Annotated in this window: 17 protein-coding genes; 5 read left to right on the top strand and 12 right to left on the bottom strand. The window is 53.2% G+C overall.

Annotated features, from left to right (window positions below):
- The first annotated feature begins 593 nt into the window (after nucleotides 1–593).
- Entirely contained in the window at nucleotides 594–1,346 is a 753-nt protein-coding gene (locus LZ634_RS16620) for an AzlC family ABC transporter permease (RefSeq protein WP_234507238.1), read from the top strand.
- Nucleotides 1,336–1,656, top strand: a complete 321-nt coding sequence (locus LZ634_RS16615) for an AzlD domain-containing protein (RefSeq protein WP_234507236.1) — start codon at nucleotides 1,336–1,338, stop codon at nucleotides 1,654–1,656. Before LZ634_RS16620 ends, LZ634_RS16615 begins: the two co-directional genes overlap by 11 nt.
- A gap of 35 nt (nucleotides 1,657–1,691) precedes the next feature.
- On the opposite strand, the gene LZ634_RS16610 is transcribed toward LZ634_RS16615, so the two are convergent.
- Entirely contained in the window at nucleotides 1,692–2,888 is a 1,197-nt protein-coding gene (locus LZ634_RS16610) for an MFS transporter (protein WP_234507234.1), read from the bottom strand.
- Nucleotides 2,889–3,003: 115 nt separating this feature from the next.
- Between LZ634_RS16610 and LZ634_RS16605 the strand changes: the two genes are divergently transcribed.
- A complete protein-coding gene (locus LZ634_RS16605) occupies nucleotides 3,004–3,960 on the top strand; it encodes an AraC family transcriptional regulator (protein WP_234507232.1) in 957 nt (318 codons plus the stop codon).
- Nucleotides 3,961–3,985: 25 nt separating this feature from the next.
- Here the strand turns inward: LZ634_RS16605 and LZ634_RS16600 are convergent, their stop codons facing one another.
- Complete coding sequence (locus LZ634_RS16600) at nucleotides 3,986–4,867, bottom strand: LysR substrate-binding domain-containing protein (protein ID WP_234507231.1); 882 nt, start codon at nucleotides 4,865–4,867, stop codon at nucleotides 3,986–3,988.
- A gap of 109 nt (nucleotides 4,868–4,976) precedes the next feature.
- On the opposite strand from LZ634_RS16600, the gene LZ634_RS16595 reads away from it, so the two are divergent.
- Entirely contained in the window at nucleotides 4,977–5,558 is a 582-nt protein-coding gene (locus LZ634_RS16595) for a nuclear transport factor 2 family protein (protein ID WP_234507228.1), read from the top strand.
- Between the two features lie 35 nt (nucleotides 5,559–5,593).
- Here the strand turns inward: LZ634_RS16595 and LZ634_RS16590 are convergent, their stop codons facing one another.
- Entirely contained in the window at nucleotides 5,594–6,190 is a 597-nt protein-coding gene (locus LZ634_RS16590) for a hypothetical protein (RefSeq protein ID WP_234507226.1), read from the bottom strand.
- A gap of 234 nt (nucleotides 6,191–6,424) precedes the next feature.
- On the opposite strand from LZ634_RS16590, the gene LZ634_RS16585 reads away from it, so the two are divergent.
- Nucleotides 6,425–7,111 (top strand): helix-turn-helix domain-containing protein, encoded by a 687-nt coding sequence (locus LZ634_RS16585; protein WP_234507224.1) that lies wholly within the window; start codon nucleotides 6,425–6,427, stop codon nucleotides 7,109–7,111.
- On the opposite strand, the gene LZ634_RS16580 is transcribed toward LZ634_RS16585, so the two are convergent.
- Genes LZ634_RS16580 through LZ634_RS16540 form a run of 9 tightly spaced genes read right to left on the bottom strand, consistent with a single transcriptional unit; the run spans nucleotide 7,108 to nucleotide 15,530 of the window.
- The gene (locus LZ634_RS16580; protein WP_234507222.1) at nucleotides 7,108–8,808 is read right to left on the bottom strand and encodes a PglL family O-oligosaccharyltransferase; all 1,701 of its coding nucleotides are present in this window, start codon (nucleotides 8,806–8,808) and stop codon (nucleotides 7,108–7,110) included. The genes LZ634_RS16585 and LZ634_RS16580 overlap by 4 nt on opposite strands.
- Nucleotides 8,809–9,483, bottom strand: coding sequence for a molecular chaperone (locus LZ634_RS16575; protein WP_234507221.1), 675 nt, complete (start codon nucleotides 9,481–9,483; stop codon nucleotides 8,809–8,811).
- 15 nt (nucleotides 9,484–9,498) lie between these two features.
- A complete protein-coding gene (locus LZ634_RS16570; RefSeq protein ID WP_234507219.1) occupies nucleotides 9,499–10,017 on the bottom strand; it encodes a fimbrial protein in 519 nt (172 codons plus the stop codon).
- On the bottom strand, nucleotides 10,017–10,556 hold the full coding sequence (locus tag LZ634_RS16565) for a fimbrial protein (RefSeq protein WP_234507217.1): 540 nt from the start codon (nucleotides 10,554–10,556) through the stop codon (nucleotides 10,017–10,019). The genes LZ634_RS16570 and LZ634_RS16565 overlap by 1 nt, the downstream gene beginning before the upstream one ends.
- 8 nt (nucleotides 10,557–10,564) lie before the next feature.
- Entirely contained in the window at nucleotides 10,565–11,578 is a 1,014-nt protein-coding gene (locus tag LZ634_RS16560; RefSeq protein WP_234507215.1) for a fimbrial protein, read from the bottom strand.
- Between the two features lie 16 nt (nucleotides 11,579–11,594).
- Entirely contained in the window at nucleotides 11,595–14,225 is a 2,631-nt protein-coding gene (locus tag LZ634_RS16555; protein ID WP_234507213.1) for a fimbrial biogenesis usher protein, read from the bottom strand.
- 25 nt (nucleotides 14,226–14,250) lie between these two features.
- Entirely contained in the window at nucleotides 14,251–14,958 is a 708-nt protein-coding gene (locus LZ634_RS16550) for a fimbria/pilus periplasmic chaperone (protein ID WP_234507211.1), read from the bottom strand.
- A gap of 40 nt (nucleotides 14,959–14,998) precedes the next feature.
- Nucleotides 14,999–15,304: a fimbrial protein gene (locus LZ634_RS16545; protein ID WP_234507209.1), complete on the bottom strand. Its 306-nt coding sequence runs from the start codon at nucleotides 15,302–15,304 to the stop codon at nucleotides 14,999–15,001.
- Entirely contained in the window at nucleotides 15,288–15,530 is a 243-nt protein-coding gene (locus tag LZ634_RS16540) for a hypothetical protein (protein WP_234507207.1), read from the bottom strand. Before LZ634_RS16540 ends, LZ634_RS16545 begins: the two co-directional genes overlap by 17 nt.
- Nucleotides 15,531–15,557: the final 27 nt, after the last annotated feature.

The raw sequence follows: 15,557 nt of genomic DNA, 5'->3' as shown, positions 1-15,557 counted from the left end.
TGAGATCAATATATCCTCGCTGGAAGCCATAAATGAGCCAAAAACGGGACAAACAGGATATTTCGAAGGGTAATGCCAGGTTGACGATAGTTTACATAGCCGATAGTCACGCAAAATAAAAAACAAACGCTGTTTATTTATACATTACGCCATTATATTGTGAATATTATGTAACTTAATTATTAACAACAAGTAATATCTAGCGCAGTCGTTTTTGCTAATTTACCAATATAGCGCCGAAATTGATCTCCCCAACCGTTTATCCAGGGCAATACCACACCACTGTAAAACGTTAATAAATCCAATCACAAACAAAAAAGCATTAATAAAAACATTAAAGCACACAACAATAAGGCATAAAACACTATTTTTTCACAATAAACCAGCACATGTGATATACCGCGGTGTTAATCCTTACCGCCGTGCCCCCTAATCGGCGTTGTTACACACAGATGATGGCCAACCCACATTGGCTAGCCATTCCCCTCATCTATATACATAGCCATGACATTAATTCATTGATATGGATTTTTTGATTCCAGCGCTGAGCGGCAAAAGTTATCATTAGGTAAAATAAATAACAGGATCACCTGATGTTAACAGACACAACGGCCTCACCGCGCAGTGAGGCCAAAACGGAGTTTCGCGCCGGGATTATGGCCTGCTTACCGACCATCCCCGGTTACTGGAGTATTGGTTTTGCCGCCGGCGCCATTGGTACTCTGGCCGGTTTTACTACCCTACAAACGGCGCTATTGGCGACTCTTCTTTATGCCGGTTCTGCGCAATTCCTGTTTTATTCTCTGTGGGCTGCGGGGGCCGAAGCCCTTTCCGTCGTGCTGAGCGTGCTGTTGGTCAACCTGCGCTACCTGCTGATGAGCTCGGCGATGAGCGTCTATTTTCGTGAGCAAACCACCCTGCAGAAAATTGTCAGCGGCCTATTGCTCACCGATGAAACCTTTGGGGTGGCGGTGCAGCACGGCGGCCCGCAAAACAGGGTATCCTTCGCCTGGATGTTTGGCTTAAACGTTGCTGCATGGCTGAACTGGATTATTGCCTGCGTGATTGGCGCGGGGCTTGCTTCTGCGTTGCCGACCGCGTTAATGGAAGGGCTCAGCTTCAGTCTGGTATCGATGTTTATCGGCCTGGTGTTGATGCTGTGGTTTGCCAGCCGCCGCAAACTGCTGGAATCATTGAGTATTGCGGCAGCCGTCATTATTACTCTGATGATGTCCGGGCACGCCGATACCAGCGTTATCGTGATTGTGGCCGCTTCGGTTGCCGCAACCCTGGCGACCCTCGGGTTACGCTATGTGTTTAATAAGGAGCCAAAGCATGGAGCGTAATATCCTGTTGGCCATTCTCGCGTCGGCGGCAGTAACCGCATTAATGCGCGTAGTCCCGGTTCTTTTGCTCTCACGATTTCGCATGCCGCCAGCCCTGCAACAGTGGCTGAGTTTTATTCCTGCCGCCATTATGGCAGCGATTATTACTGCCGAACTGCTGGGTAAACCGGCTTTGACCAGCAGCGGAATCAGCGTCTCGCTGCTGGCCGCCGCCGTCGCCACGCTGGTGGGGATCATGAGCCGGAGTCTGTTCGCCACGGTGATAGCCGGGATGGTGGCTTTTACCGGGCTAAGCTACCTACTCGCCTGAAAAATAAAAGGCCCGGAACTCTCCGGGCCCATCGCCTACTCTGCGGCCGTCGTTTTAACCCGCACGCCAGCAAATACCAGCACCATTGCCGCCACCAGCAGCACGCCGCTGACGGTAAACACGCCATTGGCACCATTCATATCAAATACCAGTCCACCACCTGCAGCCCCCGCGCTAATCGCCAGCTGGATAGATGCCACCATCAAGCCACCGGCGCTTTCCGCTTCATCAGCCACCGTGGTAGCAAGCCAGGTTGACCAACCGACCGGCACCAGCCCGAAGGCAAATCCCCACAGCGTCACCAGCAAACCATCCACCAGCGCCAGATGACCGTAGGCCACCATGGTCAGCGCCAGGATCCCCATAGCAAACGGCACCAGCGCCAGCGTCAGACGCAGATTGCGAGCTAACAGATATCCTGCGATAGAGGTACCGATAAAGTTAGCGACGCCAAAGCCCAGCAAAATAAGCGATATCGTCTCGACGTTCGCCCGCCCCACCGTCTCCAGGAATGGGCGCAGATAGGTAAAGAAGGCGAAATGACCGCTAAAGATGAAGATAGTGGCCAGCAGGCCGCCCACCATACCCGGGCGGCGCAGCACTCTGAACAACGTCCCGAGGCTGCCGCTATTTTCCGGACGCATTGACGGCAACACCCACAGCTGCCAGAACAGCGCCAATACGCCGGGAATAACGCAAAGAATAAACACGTTACGCCAGCCAATCAGACTCCCCAGATAGCTGCCTAGCGGCGCTGCCACCACGGTGGCAATCGACACCCCGGCGAAGATAATCGACAACGCTTTCGGTACATCTTTCGCCGGAACCAATCGCATCGCCGTGGCGGTCGACATTGCCCAGAAGCCGCCAATCGCCACGCCTAGCAGCAATCGGCCCATCAATAAAACGTGCAGCGATGGCGCAAACGCCACCAGCAGACTGGAGACAATTTGCAGCAAGGTGAAGAACATTAATACCCAGCGACGGTCGATGCTTTTGGTCGCAGAGGTAATGAGCAGCCCGGTCACAAGTGCCACCAGTGCGGTCGCCGTCACCGTCTGCCCTGCAACACCTTCGGTTACGCCCAGACTTGATGCCATCGGCGTGAGCAGACTGGCAGGTAGAAACTCAGCGGTAATCAGACCGAACACCCCCAACCCGAGCGACCAGACGGCTCGCCAGGCAGGTTTGGCCGGTGCCAATGACGCGCTTGCAGTGGCGCATGAATCCATTTGTAACTCTCCGGTTAAAAAAATGAGATAACGGTCACAAAGAATAGAAAACCACAGTCGGACGATCTATGATGTAAAATCTTTTATTATTGATAATTCGTCCGGAGTTAACGCCATGCCCCTGCATGCCCCTGATTTGATAAGCGAACTGCTGCGCGGAATGCGCCTTTCCGGCGTCAACTATCGGCGAATCGAAGCCAGCGCGCCATTTGGTCTGGCGTTTGGCAACGTTGCGGGCAAGGCGCAGTTTCATTTTGTCAGCCGCGGGCCTGCGGTATTACGAATGCAGAGCGGCGCGCGCTTTACTCTTAACAGCGGTGACGCCGTTTTTATTCCCAATGGCGATGCGCATGCCCTGCTCTCCAGCGATGATGCCAAAGTGACGCCAATTGCCGAGTTGCCCAGCGAACCTATCTGTAATCAGGTACAGGACGTTCACTGTAAGATTTGTCCTGATGGCGATAACGTGGTGATTTTTACCGGGTGTATGGATTTTGAACTGGGAGGCATGCAGCCGCTCATTAATGCAATGCCCGAAGTGATGATGGTCAGCAGCCTGATGTCAACGCGACCGGAGATTCATCCGCTGCTCGCCGCCATGGAGCGGGAATCGCTAAGCCGTCAGGTGGGTTTTGCCGGTATCCTCGCCCGGCTCGCTGATGTGGTGGCGGCACTGATTGTACGAGGCTGGGTGGAAAGCGGCTGCGGTAAAGCTACCGGTTGGATTCAGGTTTTACGCGATCCTCGCCTTAGCCGCGCAATTTACGCCATGCACCAACAGCCTGGAGTTAACTGGAGCGTCGCCGCCCTGGCAAAAGAAGCAGGAACATCCCGCTCCGTCTTTGCCGAGCGTTTTCTCTCTGCGACCGGTACCACGCCGGCCAGGTATCTCGGTGAACTGCGCATGCGGCTGGCCGTCCAGTATATCGGCCAGGAGCAACAGGCAATTGAAACCGTGGCACTGCGATTAGGCTACGGTTCGGTGGCGGCATTTAGCCGGGCATTTAAACGCGTGGTCGGGCGTCCGCCGGGAGCGCTGCGCGAAACCACTCAGACAGCACAAAACCTATAATATCAGCGGTAGCAGATGACGGGGGTTACGGTTTTGGGCAAGCCAAGGACAGATACGCCTCGACGGCGCGATTAGGTTCTTCGGCACGGCGAACCAATACCAGATTGGCGGTCAACTCGGGCTCATCCAACCGACGGTAGACCAGACCGGGAATCGTCACCTGCTGTAATGGCGATGGAATTAAGGCAAGGCCTAATCCGGTTGCCGCGATGGCCAGCACGCTCAAGGTGCTACCTGAGCGATGTGCAATCCGTAGCTTATCGCCAAGCTTCTGGTTCAGCAGTAAAGAGAGGCGCTCGTGCGCATCATGGGCCTCATACAAAATCAGCGGCTCATTCGCCAGCATATCCATCGTAATCGCGGAATTTTTTGCCATACAATGGTCTTCAGGCAATGCCACCAGAAAATCCCAATGGCCAAGCGGCAGTGCGATAATCTCCGCTGTCGCGGTCCTGCTGTTATCCGGGGTGTAACCCACATCCAGCTGCCCTGCCAGAATAGCCTCTACCTGTTGCTGAGGCGCGACCTCCTGAATCACCAATTCAGCATCCGGATAGGTCTGATGAAACTGGCGCAAGTCCGCAATCATCTTGCCGCTAAAAATAGCGTTACCGGCAAAGCCGACCCGAACGCGCCCCGTTTCACCGCGCAGTGAGCGCTCAACGGCAAGCCGCGTGTGCTCAACCTGCGCCAGCGTCCGCTGGGCTTCCGTTTGCAGCAGCCGCCCGGCCCCGGTCAGTTCAACGTGCCGACTGGTGCGGATAAATAACGCCCCGCCCAGCTCTTCCTCTAAGGCCTTTATCTGCATACTGAGCGCGGGCTGCACAATATTCAGCCGTTTCGCGGCGCGTCCAAAGTGCCCTTCCTCAGCGACAGCGAGGAAGTATCGCAGGTGACGGAGTTCCATAGCCCCTCAATCAATCATTAATAATGATTGTTCAGTCAAATCAATATATTTGAGCTTACGCTAATTTGCGACCAAACTGAATCTCAGTTCACTTACAGGGGATCCTACAATGCAAACTACCGACACCGATCGCCAGCAGCTTAATGACTTGATGAATGGTTGGATCCATCGTGATTTAGGCGAATGGGCACAGCTACGCAATTTGTTCCACCCCGACGGCACCATTGAAATAACCTGGTTTGAGGGACTAGCCAGTGATTTTGTCGACGGTTCAATGCGGATGGGAGCATCCGATTTACGCACCAAGCACCTGATTGCCTCACCGCGAGTCACTTTTAACGCCGCTGGCAATAAAGCCCTGCTGGAAACCAACGCCATTATCATCGCTGAAAATGTCAAACTTAACTTAGGCTGCGAAAGTCATAACCGCTTCTACGACCTGGCGGAAAAAAGAGATGGCGACTGGAAGCTATTTCATCGACAAAGTATTTATGACATGGGGACCTTCACTTTCCCGCAAGGGATAGTCGAGATAGACCCAGCGACGGTGGCCAAATATCCGCGTGAATACGCTGCACTGGCATATCTGCTGGAAAAAAGCGGTTTCCCGCTTGGGCGGGAATTTGCCACTCGCGGCAGCAAACTCGAAGCCGACATGAAAGCGGCGGGTCAACATTGGCTGTCGGTGTAAAAAAAATTACCCGCAGTCTGTCGACGTTGCGCCGTCTACGGACTGCGGGTCAAAGCCATAGGATGGGCTATTTCAGCATTATTTTTATGGAGAAAAATTGCGCTGACCACCTTATAGAAAATCTTGCTGTTGTTGATGTTAAGTCTATTCATCACATCGCGCTTAATCGCACTAATTCTTTTTTCCGAACGCCCGGTTATCTTTGCCACCGTTTCCGGACGGACTCCCAGGCTTAATGACAAAATAATAAATAGCTGGTTATCAGAGAACGGGAAATCATGCTCTTGCTCTTTACCGGCATCTGTCTCGCTGCAATGTACGTCGATCAATACCTCGCAATGATTCTTCCTGGTGTTGTAGACAACCAGCCCGCGAGCCTTGCGTAACAGATAGCCAACAATCAACGGCGAGACCGACTCGGTCAGCACCATAACGTTTTGTCCGGCAAAGCGCGCAGCATCACTGAGCACCCGCTCAATTGTCTGCGAGATATCCAGATCGTTAAAGATCAGAATGCTATCGAGTACCACATTTCCCAGGGTATATATCCGCTCGCTACCCTCTTTAAACCGGAGCAATTCAGCAACACCATAATTAAGGAAGAAGTTATCACTATAACTTACAAGTTCCATTTGTTTTACTCCATCTCAACCTACGATAAAACATTAATCAATCATCTATATTCTTTCAACAACTGACTGCGTCCATAATTGGACAGCATTTTTATATAGTTAAATATATTTTTTGGTAAGTTGAGAGATTAGTCCTATGCCTTAAGATAAATCCAAATCAATCATTAACATCAGCTATAGAATCCGCTATCGCCGTGCTATACTTAATTCAATATTATTAGTAGGGAAATATAAATGTCGCAATCAGACGATTCGCCTCGTCCACTGCATGCCTTCGAGTTCGGTCAGCAGACAAAACCGCTACAGGCAATAATGGATCTCCATCAGGCACTGGCGCCTTTCGGTACCGCATTTACCTTAAAAGCATCAACCAAAATGTTACTCAGTGACGACCAGGAAACCGCATTCATTTTATTGATTTCTACCGGCTGCTTTTCCATCAGCCATAAGCAAGATGATTTACATATTGCTACGGCATTCTCCCCAACCGTTGTGGGGCTTATTGATGGCTATAGCCTATATTACGACGTCCAGTCCAGACCGCAGCACTATATCCGGGCCGAAACGGACTGCAGCGGCTGGGTTGTTCCACTGAATCTGTTTGTGGAAAAATGTGACGAATTAAGCTTATGGCACGACATCGCGCGCATTCTGGCACAGCGGGTAATGATGATGAGCGCCCGGGATAGCGAACTGGTTGGTAACGACGCCTACAGCAAAATTCGCTCGCTGTTGATGGAACTGTGGCTTTATCCAGAAGAAATTCGTCGGCAAATAAAAGTCTCTTCATTTATCCAACGACGCACCCGGATCTCTCGAAGCCGTATTATGGATGTATTGGCTGAACTTAAAAAAGGTCATTATATTGAAATGAAATCAGGCGTGCTGGTTTCGATGGAAAAATTGCCTTCCGCTTTTTAACGTAATTGAAAACGTTTATCTTCGGTAAATATTTTTCCTGCTTCTAATTGTAACAATTTACCCGTCATTGGATTCCCCATAAAGATATTCACGTTGATCAGATTATCGTACATATCGGCATCGACCCATAAATTTAACCAGCGTGTGGCTTGCGGGATAAAACAGCGCAGCGCATTAATATCGCCCGAATGCTGATATTCCACAATCAGTGCCGCCGCACGATCCTTTCTTAAACGCGCCGTCGCCAGCCCGGTTTCATGCAGCGCCAGCACGCTGGCGTAATGGTCGTCGGGTCGTCGCTCAAACTGGGTGAGGTTGCTTTGCTGACGCAGAGTGACCAACACGACGGCCGCCATGGCCAGACAAACCAATGCCAGCGGCGGCGCCAGCCACTTGAGGCCGCGGTGGCAGGCTTCAAGTGGCTGGCGTTGTTGCCCGGCCGCCAGACTCACCAACACAATAAACGTCAGCCAATGGGCACCGGACTGGTAAAAAGGATATTCAACCTGAGTATGTAAAAGCAGCGGCAGTATGCAGCACAAGCAGGCCAGTTTCTGCCGCGTGGCCGAGCGTAAAAAGATAACGACTCCGGCATAGGCCAATAACAGTAGTCCGCCCAGCGCCACGCCCCCACCTTCAACCCACCAATAGAGAATTTCATTATGCGGATGCGTCAGTACCAGCAGGCCGTTCTCAATCGGTTTCGCTCGGTCGGCAATAAAATGGCTAAACTGCCATTCGAAGCTGCCGTATCCCCAACCCGTAAGGGGAAAACGACAAATCATGTGCCATGTTTCACGCAGTATCATCAGCCGCTGCACGTTAGAACTATGATGCTGGGAAAGAGCCTGATGGAGCGAAACCTGCATCAACAATACGCCAGCAATCATCCCCAGCAGTGGCGTAAGAACCAGTAAACTTCGCCGCCAGCGAGACGCCCGCCGCCAGTAAAGCCCGCTCATCGCCGGGTAAATACACAGCGCGCTTAACCAGCCAATTCGCGAACAGATAAGCGTCAACGTGGTGAACAGCAGCATAATTATCGCGCTGACAAGCCCTGCGCGAACCGTCTCGCCATGGCGATTCGCAAACCTGAAAATGGGGGCGCCCATGAGAAACAGCCATACCGCAGCGCCGGTTGCCAGAAAAGAAGCGGTGACATTACGTTGTTGAAATACGCCAATATTCCCCGGATTGGCCCGCAGCACCTGTTGCTCAAACCCAGACAATACAGTTGGATGATACAGACCAAGCAGGCTATAAATGGCCTGAATCAATGCCGCAAAACCGATGCTGTACAGTAGAATTTCCCGCTGACGGGCGTTGAACCGGCAACGAATCAGCACCAACAGAAGTAGCACCCCAGCCCACAGTGCGACAAAGCGCGGGAGTGCATCCAGCAGCCACTCCTGACGCGGACACCAGGCGAGGGGCAACGTCATCAGCACCACGCCTGACAGCACCGCGTAAATACCGGGGATAAGCGTAATGGCCGTACGCAGCAGGAGCAGCGTCCCCACGCTTAATGTCAGCAGCAGTACCAGCCATACGCACAATGACGTCGGCATATCGCTGCCGCTGCCGCCCATATTCGGGATAACCAGGTGCATAACGCACAGATAAACCGCGGCCAGCAGGCCGACAATCAGCCAAACGGCGCTTCGTGAATCATCGCGTTGCATTGTATTAATAGCCATCTATAGCGTTCGTTTGATCACCGGCATCACCCGGCCATAATCGTTGATCGTTTGCCACTCGAGAGCGCAGGCCTGTGCCGCCGGGCAGCCGCTTACAGTCCGGGTCGCAAACGGTGCGACCATCCCGGCGTTGCTAAGCGCATTGCCGTTAATTCTTAGCTGAAACAGAGTGACGTAATAGGGCGTCGGGTTGCTCACCTGCAGCCCTGTCCCGGCCTTTTCCCAGCGCAATTGGGTATAGGCATCCTCTGCCCGTCCTTTCAGTCCAGTCGGGCGAAAAAAGACTTTCATCCGGCTACGGATAGCCACCTGTAGGGAATTCGTCGACGGTTTACCCTCGATTTCCGGAATGCTGGCAACGCTCAGCCAGAACAGGCTTTCGCGATCGGCGGGCAGGTCGCCGCCGGTACGCATAATACGCACAATATTGCTGTGCCCCGGCGGCAGAGAAAACAGCGGCGGCGTGGTAGTAAACGGAACCTGCGACGCGGATTTCCCCTGATCGTTAAGCACTTTGGTCAGCACAAGGTAGCGCTGCGCGGCGGTATTGTTCAGCGTAAAGCTGATGCTCGGTTTATCGGCAGCGAAAATAAAGCGCGTACCGTCGATAACCACACCGGCGCGCGCAGCGGTGCTACACACCAGGGCCACCAGCATAAGGGCTAAAAATTTCATCCGGGGAGTCCTTAATCACTGCCAGGTCAGCGTGAAGGTCGCGGTCGCGTTAGCCTCACCGCTGGTCACGCTGTTCGCAGTGGCAACATAGCGGGCATAAAAAGTGAACGGGTTGTCGGTACGCGCAGGGTCTATCTTGTAAGTCGTGGACGCCTGGTTTATCGGCAAACGTACGTGGTTTGCATCCTGAAGTTCAATCGCAATATCAGCGGCCGAACCGCTGCCGCTTGCCAGCGCCAGCAGCGTCTTATCGGCAGAACTGGGGACGCCGCCAAAAGTGAAGTCCACGCCGGAAGCCGCCGCGCCGCAATCCTGCAGGTCAATCACGAAGGCGACCGGCGATGAAGCGCTGCCGCTGGCTGAAAACTGTTTTGCCGAAATATCACCTAATGGCACGGTCTGTTCCTGGGTAGACGCGGAGACGACACAGGTATTGTCGAGGATGGTGCCCTGCACGTTTACCGTCCCGTCATGCGCCTGTGCCAGCGGGCTAACGGCCCAAATAACGAATAACAGCGGAGAGAGAGTTTTCATCACTGGTAGCTCAGGTCAAAGTACATGACTGATGATGCATTACCCGCTGTGACCGGCATTTTTGTTGCCTGGTAACGTAGGTAAAAGGTCAGGGTATTGTTATCGCCTTCGGCTAAAGGCTGGCTATCGCTGGCGGTATTAATCGCCAGGCTTTTCCGGTTGCGGTCAAGGATCTCCACCCCTACGCCGGAAGCCATTGCTCCTGCCCCGGACGTATCTGAAAGCGCCAGCAGTTTGCTGTTGTGACTGTCCGGAATGCCGCTAAACGTGACCGTCGCCCCCGCGATACCGCTGCTACAGTCGGTCAACCGAATCTGCAAATCGGCCGACGCCGACACATCTCCCACGCTATGGAAGGTATTGCTGCCAAAACTGCCGATAAACACGGTTTGGTTGGTGTCCGCCGTATTCACATCACAGGTTGCCGCCACCACCGTACCGCTCATGTCAATCGCCACGCCGTTGCTGGCGGCATGCGCGGTAAAGACCATCACGCTGCCAATGATGGCGACCAGCCAGGTAATCGTTTTATTCATCATGTCGCCCCCTAATCAAAATCGACCACGATATAGGCCTGGGCATGGAACACCCCCTGCAACGGCTTATTGCCCGTTGCACTTATCGGGGCGACGCTAAACGGCACCGTGGCGATGTAATTTTGTAGCTGGAAAGGAATGGTGCCGGTATTCGGGATAATCACGTTGCCGCTGTTGTCGGTAAACTGTACGGCGATATCTTTGTTGTCGGTGGCAATAGCGGTAGGTTCGTTGCTGTCCGCTGTCCCCTGAAAACGGAAGCTAAGGCTGGCCATTTCCGTCACCCCGCCCGAACATTTCACCGGCACCTGTTCTGTCACCGGCATAAATCCCGCAGGCTTTTGACCTTTCGTTTTAAAATTGCCCGACGAGAGAGTGCCAAAATCAATGGTAATGACCTGGTTACTGTTTACCTCACAGCTCTGCGGCACGGTAATCGAACCGCTGAATGAGATGGTGTAGACCGGGGTGCCAAACGATGACGTATTAGTCCGGTTGATATACACATTGAACAAGTTGGTCTGCGGGATGGTCACATTACCGACAAACGGTTTGGCTATTTTTATTTGCAGCGTAATGTTCGAATCCGATACCGGGAAATTACAGCCTTTCGGTACGCAGCTATCGCCCCCCATTTTGGCGTAATTCGCCGGAGCATAAATATCCCCCGCCACGCTATCAGTGACCTTCAGCGCCCCTTCCAGATAGCCATTGAGCTGCAGGTATTTCCAGTTTCCCGAGGTCTCCACCACCGGATAATTAGAGACGTAGGAACGATAGGTATAGGTGTTACTGTTGCCCGCCTCTTGTGGGCAAACCGCATTCATATGAATATCGCCGGAGCGCACCACCTGGGTGGTTTTCCCCGCCACGTTGGTATCCGCCGTTAATGAGGTGGTGACATCAAAGTTTTCGTTTTGCGTCGACCCAGTTGCATTGGAGCAGCTATTTAAGGAATCGGCCAAAGCGGTATTGGCCGCCAGCAGCAGCACGCTGCAAAACAACATCGGTATTATCTTCTTCATGGTCATCCCCAAAGGATCAATTACAGGTCGCCGTCACCCGGCTAAAGTCAGTCATCTGGTCGGCGCTGAGCTGATAGCTTGCCGAACATCGCTTATCAGCGCCCTGTCCCCATTGCGCCGTCAGTGCGCCGGACTGCGACAGTCCGGAGAGATAAACCTGACCGTCATCGCCCACCAGACTGCTCTGTTGGCCGTCGCTCAGCGTCACCGTCGCGCCGAACGGCAGCGGTTTTTTATGGTTAAGCAGCGTCATCAACACACGAGCACCCACATGGGCAGCAAACTCCGCCCGCGCCATCGCCCCCTGGGTCGGCACGACGTTCACCACCGCATCATCGATGTCAACGTTCTGCCCCAGGGAGTTGGTGTCCAACGCCACCCGGTTTTGTCGATAGGTCGTGGCATAGGGAACCACCGCATATCCGCGCCAGTCGGTTTTTATCCCGGTGGTATTTTCCAGCGCCACGCCTGCCGCACCCGGTGCTTTCACCAGGATATTGGTGTCGCCCAACGGTTGGCTCAGCGTAAGACCATCCCGGTGCAATACCGCACCGCCGCTGAGTCCGTAATTGCGCTGGTGATAGCCGTCGCTGTAGTTGTATCCGGCCTTGAGGTTGCCGTAAGTGCCCTGATAATTCAGGCTGGCGTTACCGCTGTTGCCAACGCCGTGGTTACCATCGCTTTCCTGCACGTTGTAGCTGAGATTATTTTCATCCAGCAGCGTGCCGTTCACGCCAGCCGTCTGCGAGGCCTTCCCGTGGCGGTCTGTTCTCATGTTGTAGGACGCATTAAGCGTATTAGCCGTGTGGTACATATCGGCGTTACCGTGGCGGGAAAGCCATTCCCCCAGCGGCAGCGAGACGTTAAAAGCGAACACCTGGTCGGCTTCATCTTCGCCCGGCGAGCGGTCGTAGTTCCACGTCACGCCGTATGAGATTTCATGCCAGTTGCCGTTGTAGCCAACCTGGATAAGTTTGTCGGTCTCATCGGTATGCCAGTAGCTTTGCTCGGAACCGGTGACAAAAAGCGACCCGTTCTCACCCACCGTCTGCGAGATGTTGATCTGCACTTTGCCTTTTTTGGTGTAGTAGAGGTTATAAAAGTCGGTCCAGTCGGGCTCATCCTGCTTACCGTCATGATCGTCATCCTGCCAGGCATCATCACCGGTATAGCCTTCCATATGCCGATAGGTGGTTTCATCGAGGGTATAAAAGCCCTGCGTCGAATAGCGATAACCGAGCAGCTGAAAGTTGGTTCCCAACGTATTGAGCGCCTTGGCATACAGAAAACGTACGGACTGACCTTCATGCTGGCTGCCGTCAATCAAGGTGCTATTGGCCTGAGTCACATCCATCGATATCGCGCCGATATCGCCCATGTTTAGCCCCAGCCCTAATGCGAACGCCCGATAATCTGCCGATGCCTGGCTGCCGCCATAGGCGGTAACGCCTTTCGGCAGCCCCCAGATTAAGGTGCCCTGCGCGAAATCGACGTCTTCTTGCTGATCGTTACTGCTGCGGTACTTCCCGGCGGTCAGCGCATATTTAAGATGGCCCTCGCGCTGCAATAAAGGCACCGCCGAGTACGGAACCGAATAGCTATTTTCACTGCCGTCCGTCTCCTTCACCGTCACCAGCAGATCGCCGCTTGATGAGGTTGGATAGAGGTCAGTAATAGTAAATGCGCCAGGGGAGACGTAGGTCTGATAAATGACGTAGCCGTTTTGCTTAATCGTCACTCTGGCATTACTGCGGGCTATCCCGCGTACCGTGGGCGCAAACCCCTTGAGGCTGTCGGGCAGCATATTATCGTCAGAGACTATCTGGGCGCCGCGAAAGCTCAGGGAATCAAAAACATCCGCTGGCGTATAGCTCTCACCCAGCGTCATCTCCGCTTTCAATGGGATCAGCGTTCTTTCGACATAGGTACTGATGTGCTCCCATTGACTCTGCGAGCTGCCCTCACCCTGGCTGTAGTTCCAGGTGGAATAATCCCGCAGACGCCAGGCGCCCAGATTCAGCCCACTTTGTAGATTGAGGTAATAACTGTCTTCATTACTGACGCCGCCGCTGTTGCTGCCGGAAAAATCGTAGTTCAGGGTCATGGCATTAATCCCCTGATCCCATTGCTCCGGCGGAATATAGCCACGCGCACTCTGCATCATTCCGGCCTGCGGAATGCTGATATCCAGTTTCAGATGGGCGAAGTCAAAACGCGTACTCGCATCGGGAATAGCCGCGAACGGCACGCATTGGTCCGCCGCAAGCGTCTTCAGCGCAGGGAAAGCGTTGGCATTTAGCCCCATCGCCTCCAGCCGCGTCAGCGTAAAGCACGGCGCTAACCCGGTATCGTCCTGACTTTTCTTGTCAGCCTGAAATTCAACATCCTCGCTGGCGACAAATTGCTGGTTGATATAAACATCAACCCGATATTTCCCCGGAGCCTGACCATCGCTATTTTCAAACTGCGAAAGATCGGCAACCGCCGAGCTGTCGCCGGAGAGAAACGCGGGATTAAAGTAATTATCCGCACTGGCGGTAAACGAAATAAAGCCCAACGCCGCCGGCAAAATATATCTGTAGCCGCGTTTACGGCACAGTAAAACCTGGGCAATCGCCCGGGCTATATAGCAAATACGAATTGTCATTATTTTGCCGACCCAATTCCGCGGGTTATTCGATTACTGCATTTTGCTTCGGCGTATTCGCGCCATAATCATTCACCGTCTGGAAGGTAATTTGCCCCCGAGCACTCTCCGGCACCACAATCGTACTTTGGCCCAGCGGCGGCACCATCGTCGCCGGCAATTCAGTGGTCCCGTCGTTGAAATGGACCAGCGTGATGTAATATGGTGACGGGTTTTTTATCATCAGCTGCTTCCCGTCCTTGTGAAAGCGTAACTTCTCCGGCGCCTCAGCCACGCTCATCGCCAGACCTTGCGGGCGAATAAAAAGTTTAATGCGGTTGAGTACCGCAATTTGTAAGGTGTTCTTAGTCGCGGCATCTTTATTCGCGGCCGGAATCGCTTTGACATTCATCCAATACAGACTTTCCCGGTCTTTTGGCAATGATTCGCGCGGCCCGATATACATCACCCGCAGCGTATTTTCTTTTTCCGGTTTAATCACAAACAGCGGTGGGGTGACGACAAAATTGCTGCTTTTTTTACTGTCCGAATTCTCGACCCACGACTGAACTAAAAAGACCCCTTTACTGTCGGTATTATTGACCGACAGCGAAATCTGTTCACTGCCCTGAGGATAAACAATCCGCGTGGCACCTAAGGCAATGCCACCGTAATCCGCAGCATGAGTCATCATTGAGGCTAGCGACAGGCTGATTATCGACAGCGCAGAACAGGTACGAGTAATAATGGACATAATGAGCCTTTAAATAGAAAACGCCTGCTGCGGCGAAAAATTATAGGTAAGTCAGCGTGAACCAGGTCTGAGCATCCGCTTCACCCGGCGAAATATTTGCCGCCGTCGCCCGATATTTAGCGATAAAGCTCAAGACCGTGGTGTCGTTATTTAACGAGGTAAAATGCTGCGGTGACGTATTCGGAATCAGCAAATTGCCGACGCTATCAAAAATGCCCACCCCAATATTTTTGGCGCTGCCCGCTCCGCCGGTGACGGCTAATACCGACGGATCTTTCACATCGGTGACGCCGTTAAAAGCCACACCGACCCGCTGGCTAACGTTGATATCACAGTCTTTCAGCACGATAGTGAAAGGCTGCGGATCGCCCCAGGAACCGACGCTGGTAAACGTGCTGGAGCGAGGTTTGCGCCTCGCTGTCGGTATCGACCACGCAGGCGGCTTCAACAACCGCACCCGAGAAATGCACATCGCCGCCGGGTACGGTGACAACATGATGATTCCCAGCCCACGCCAGTAGAGGCAAAAAAGCAAACAGCACAACCGCCTGACCCGACAGAGAAATATTCATCCCAACTCCCGTTAGCGAAAGCGCCAT

The organism is Kluyvera intermedia (assembly GCF_021440345.1).
GTDB classification, from domain to species: Bacteria; Pseudomonadota; Gammaproteobacteria; order Enterobacterales; family Enterobacteriaceae; genus Kluyvera; species Kluyvera intermedia_A.
This window is presented reverse-complemented; position numbering and strand designations above follow the sequence as displayed.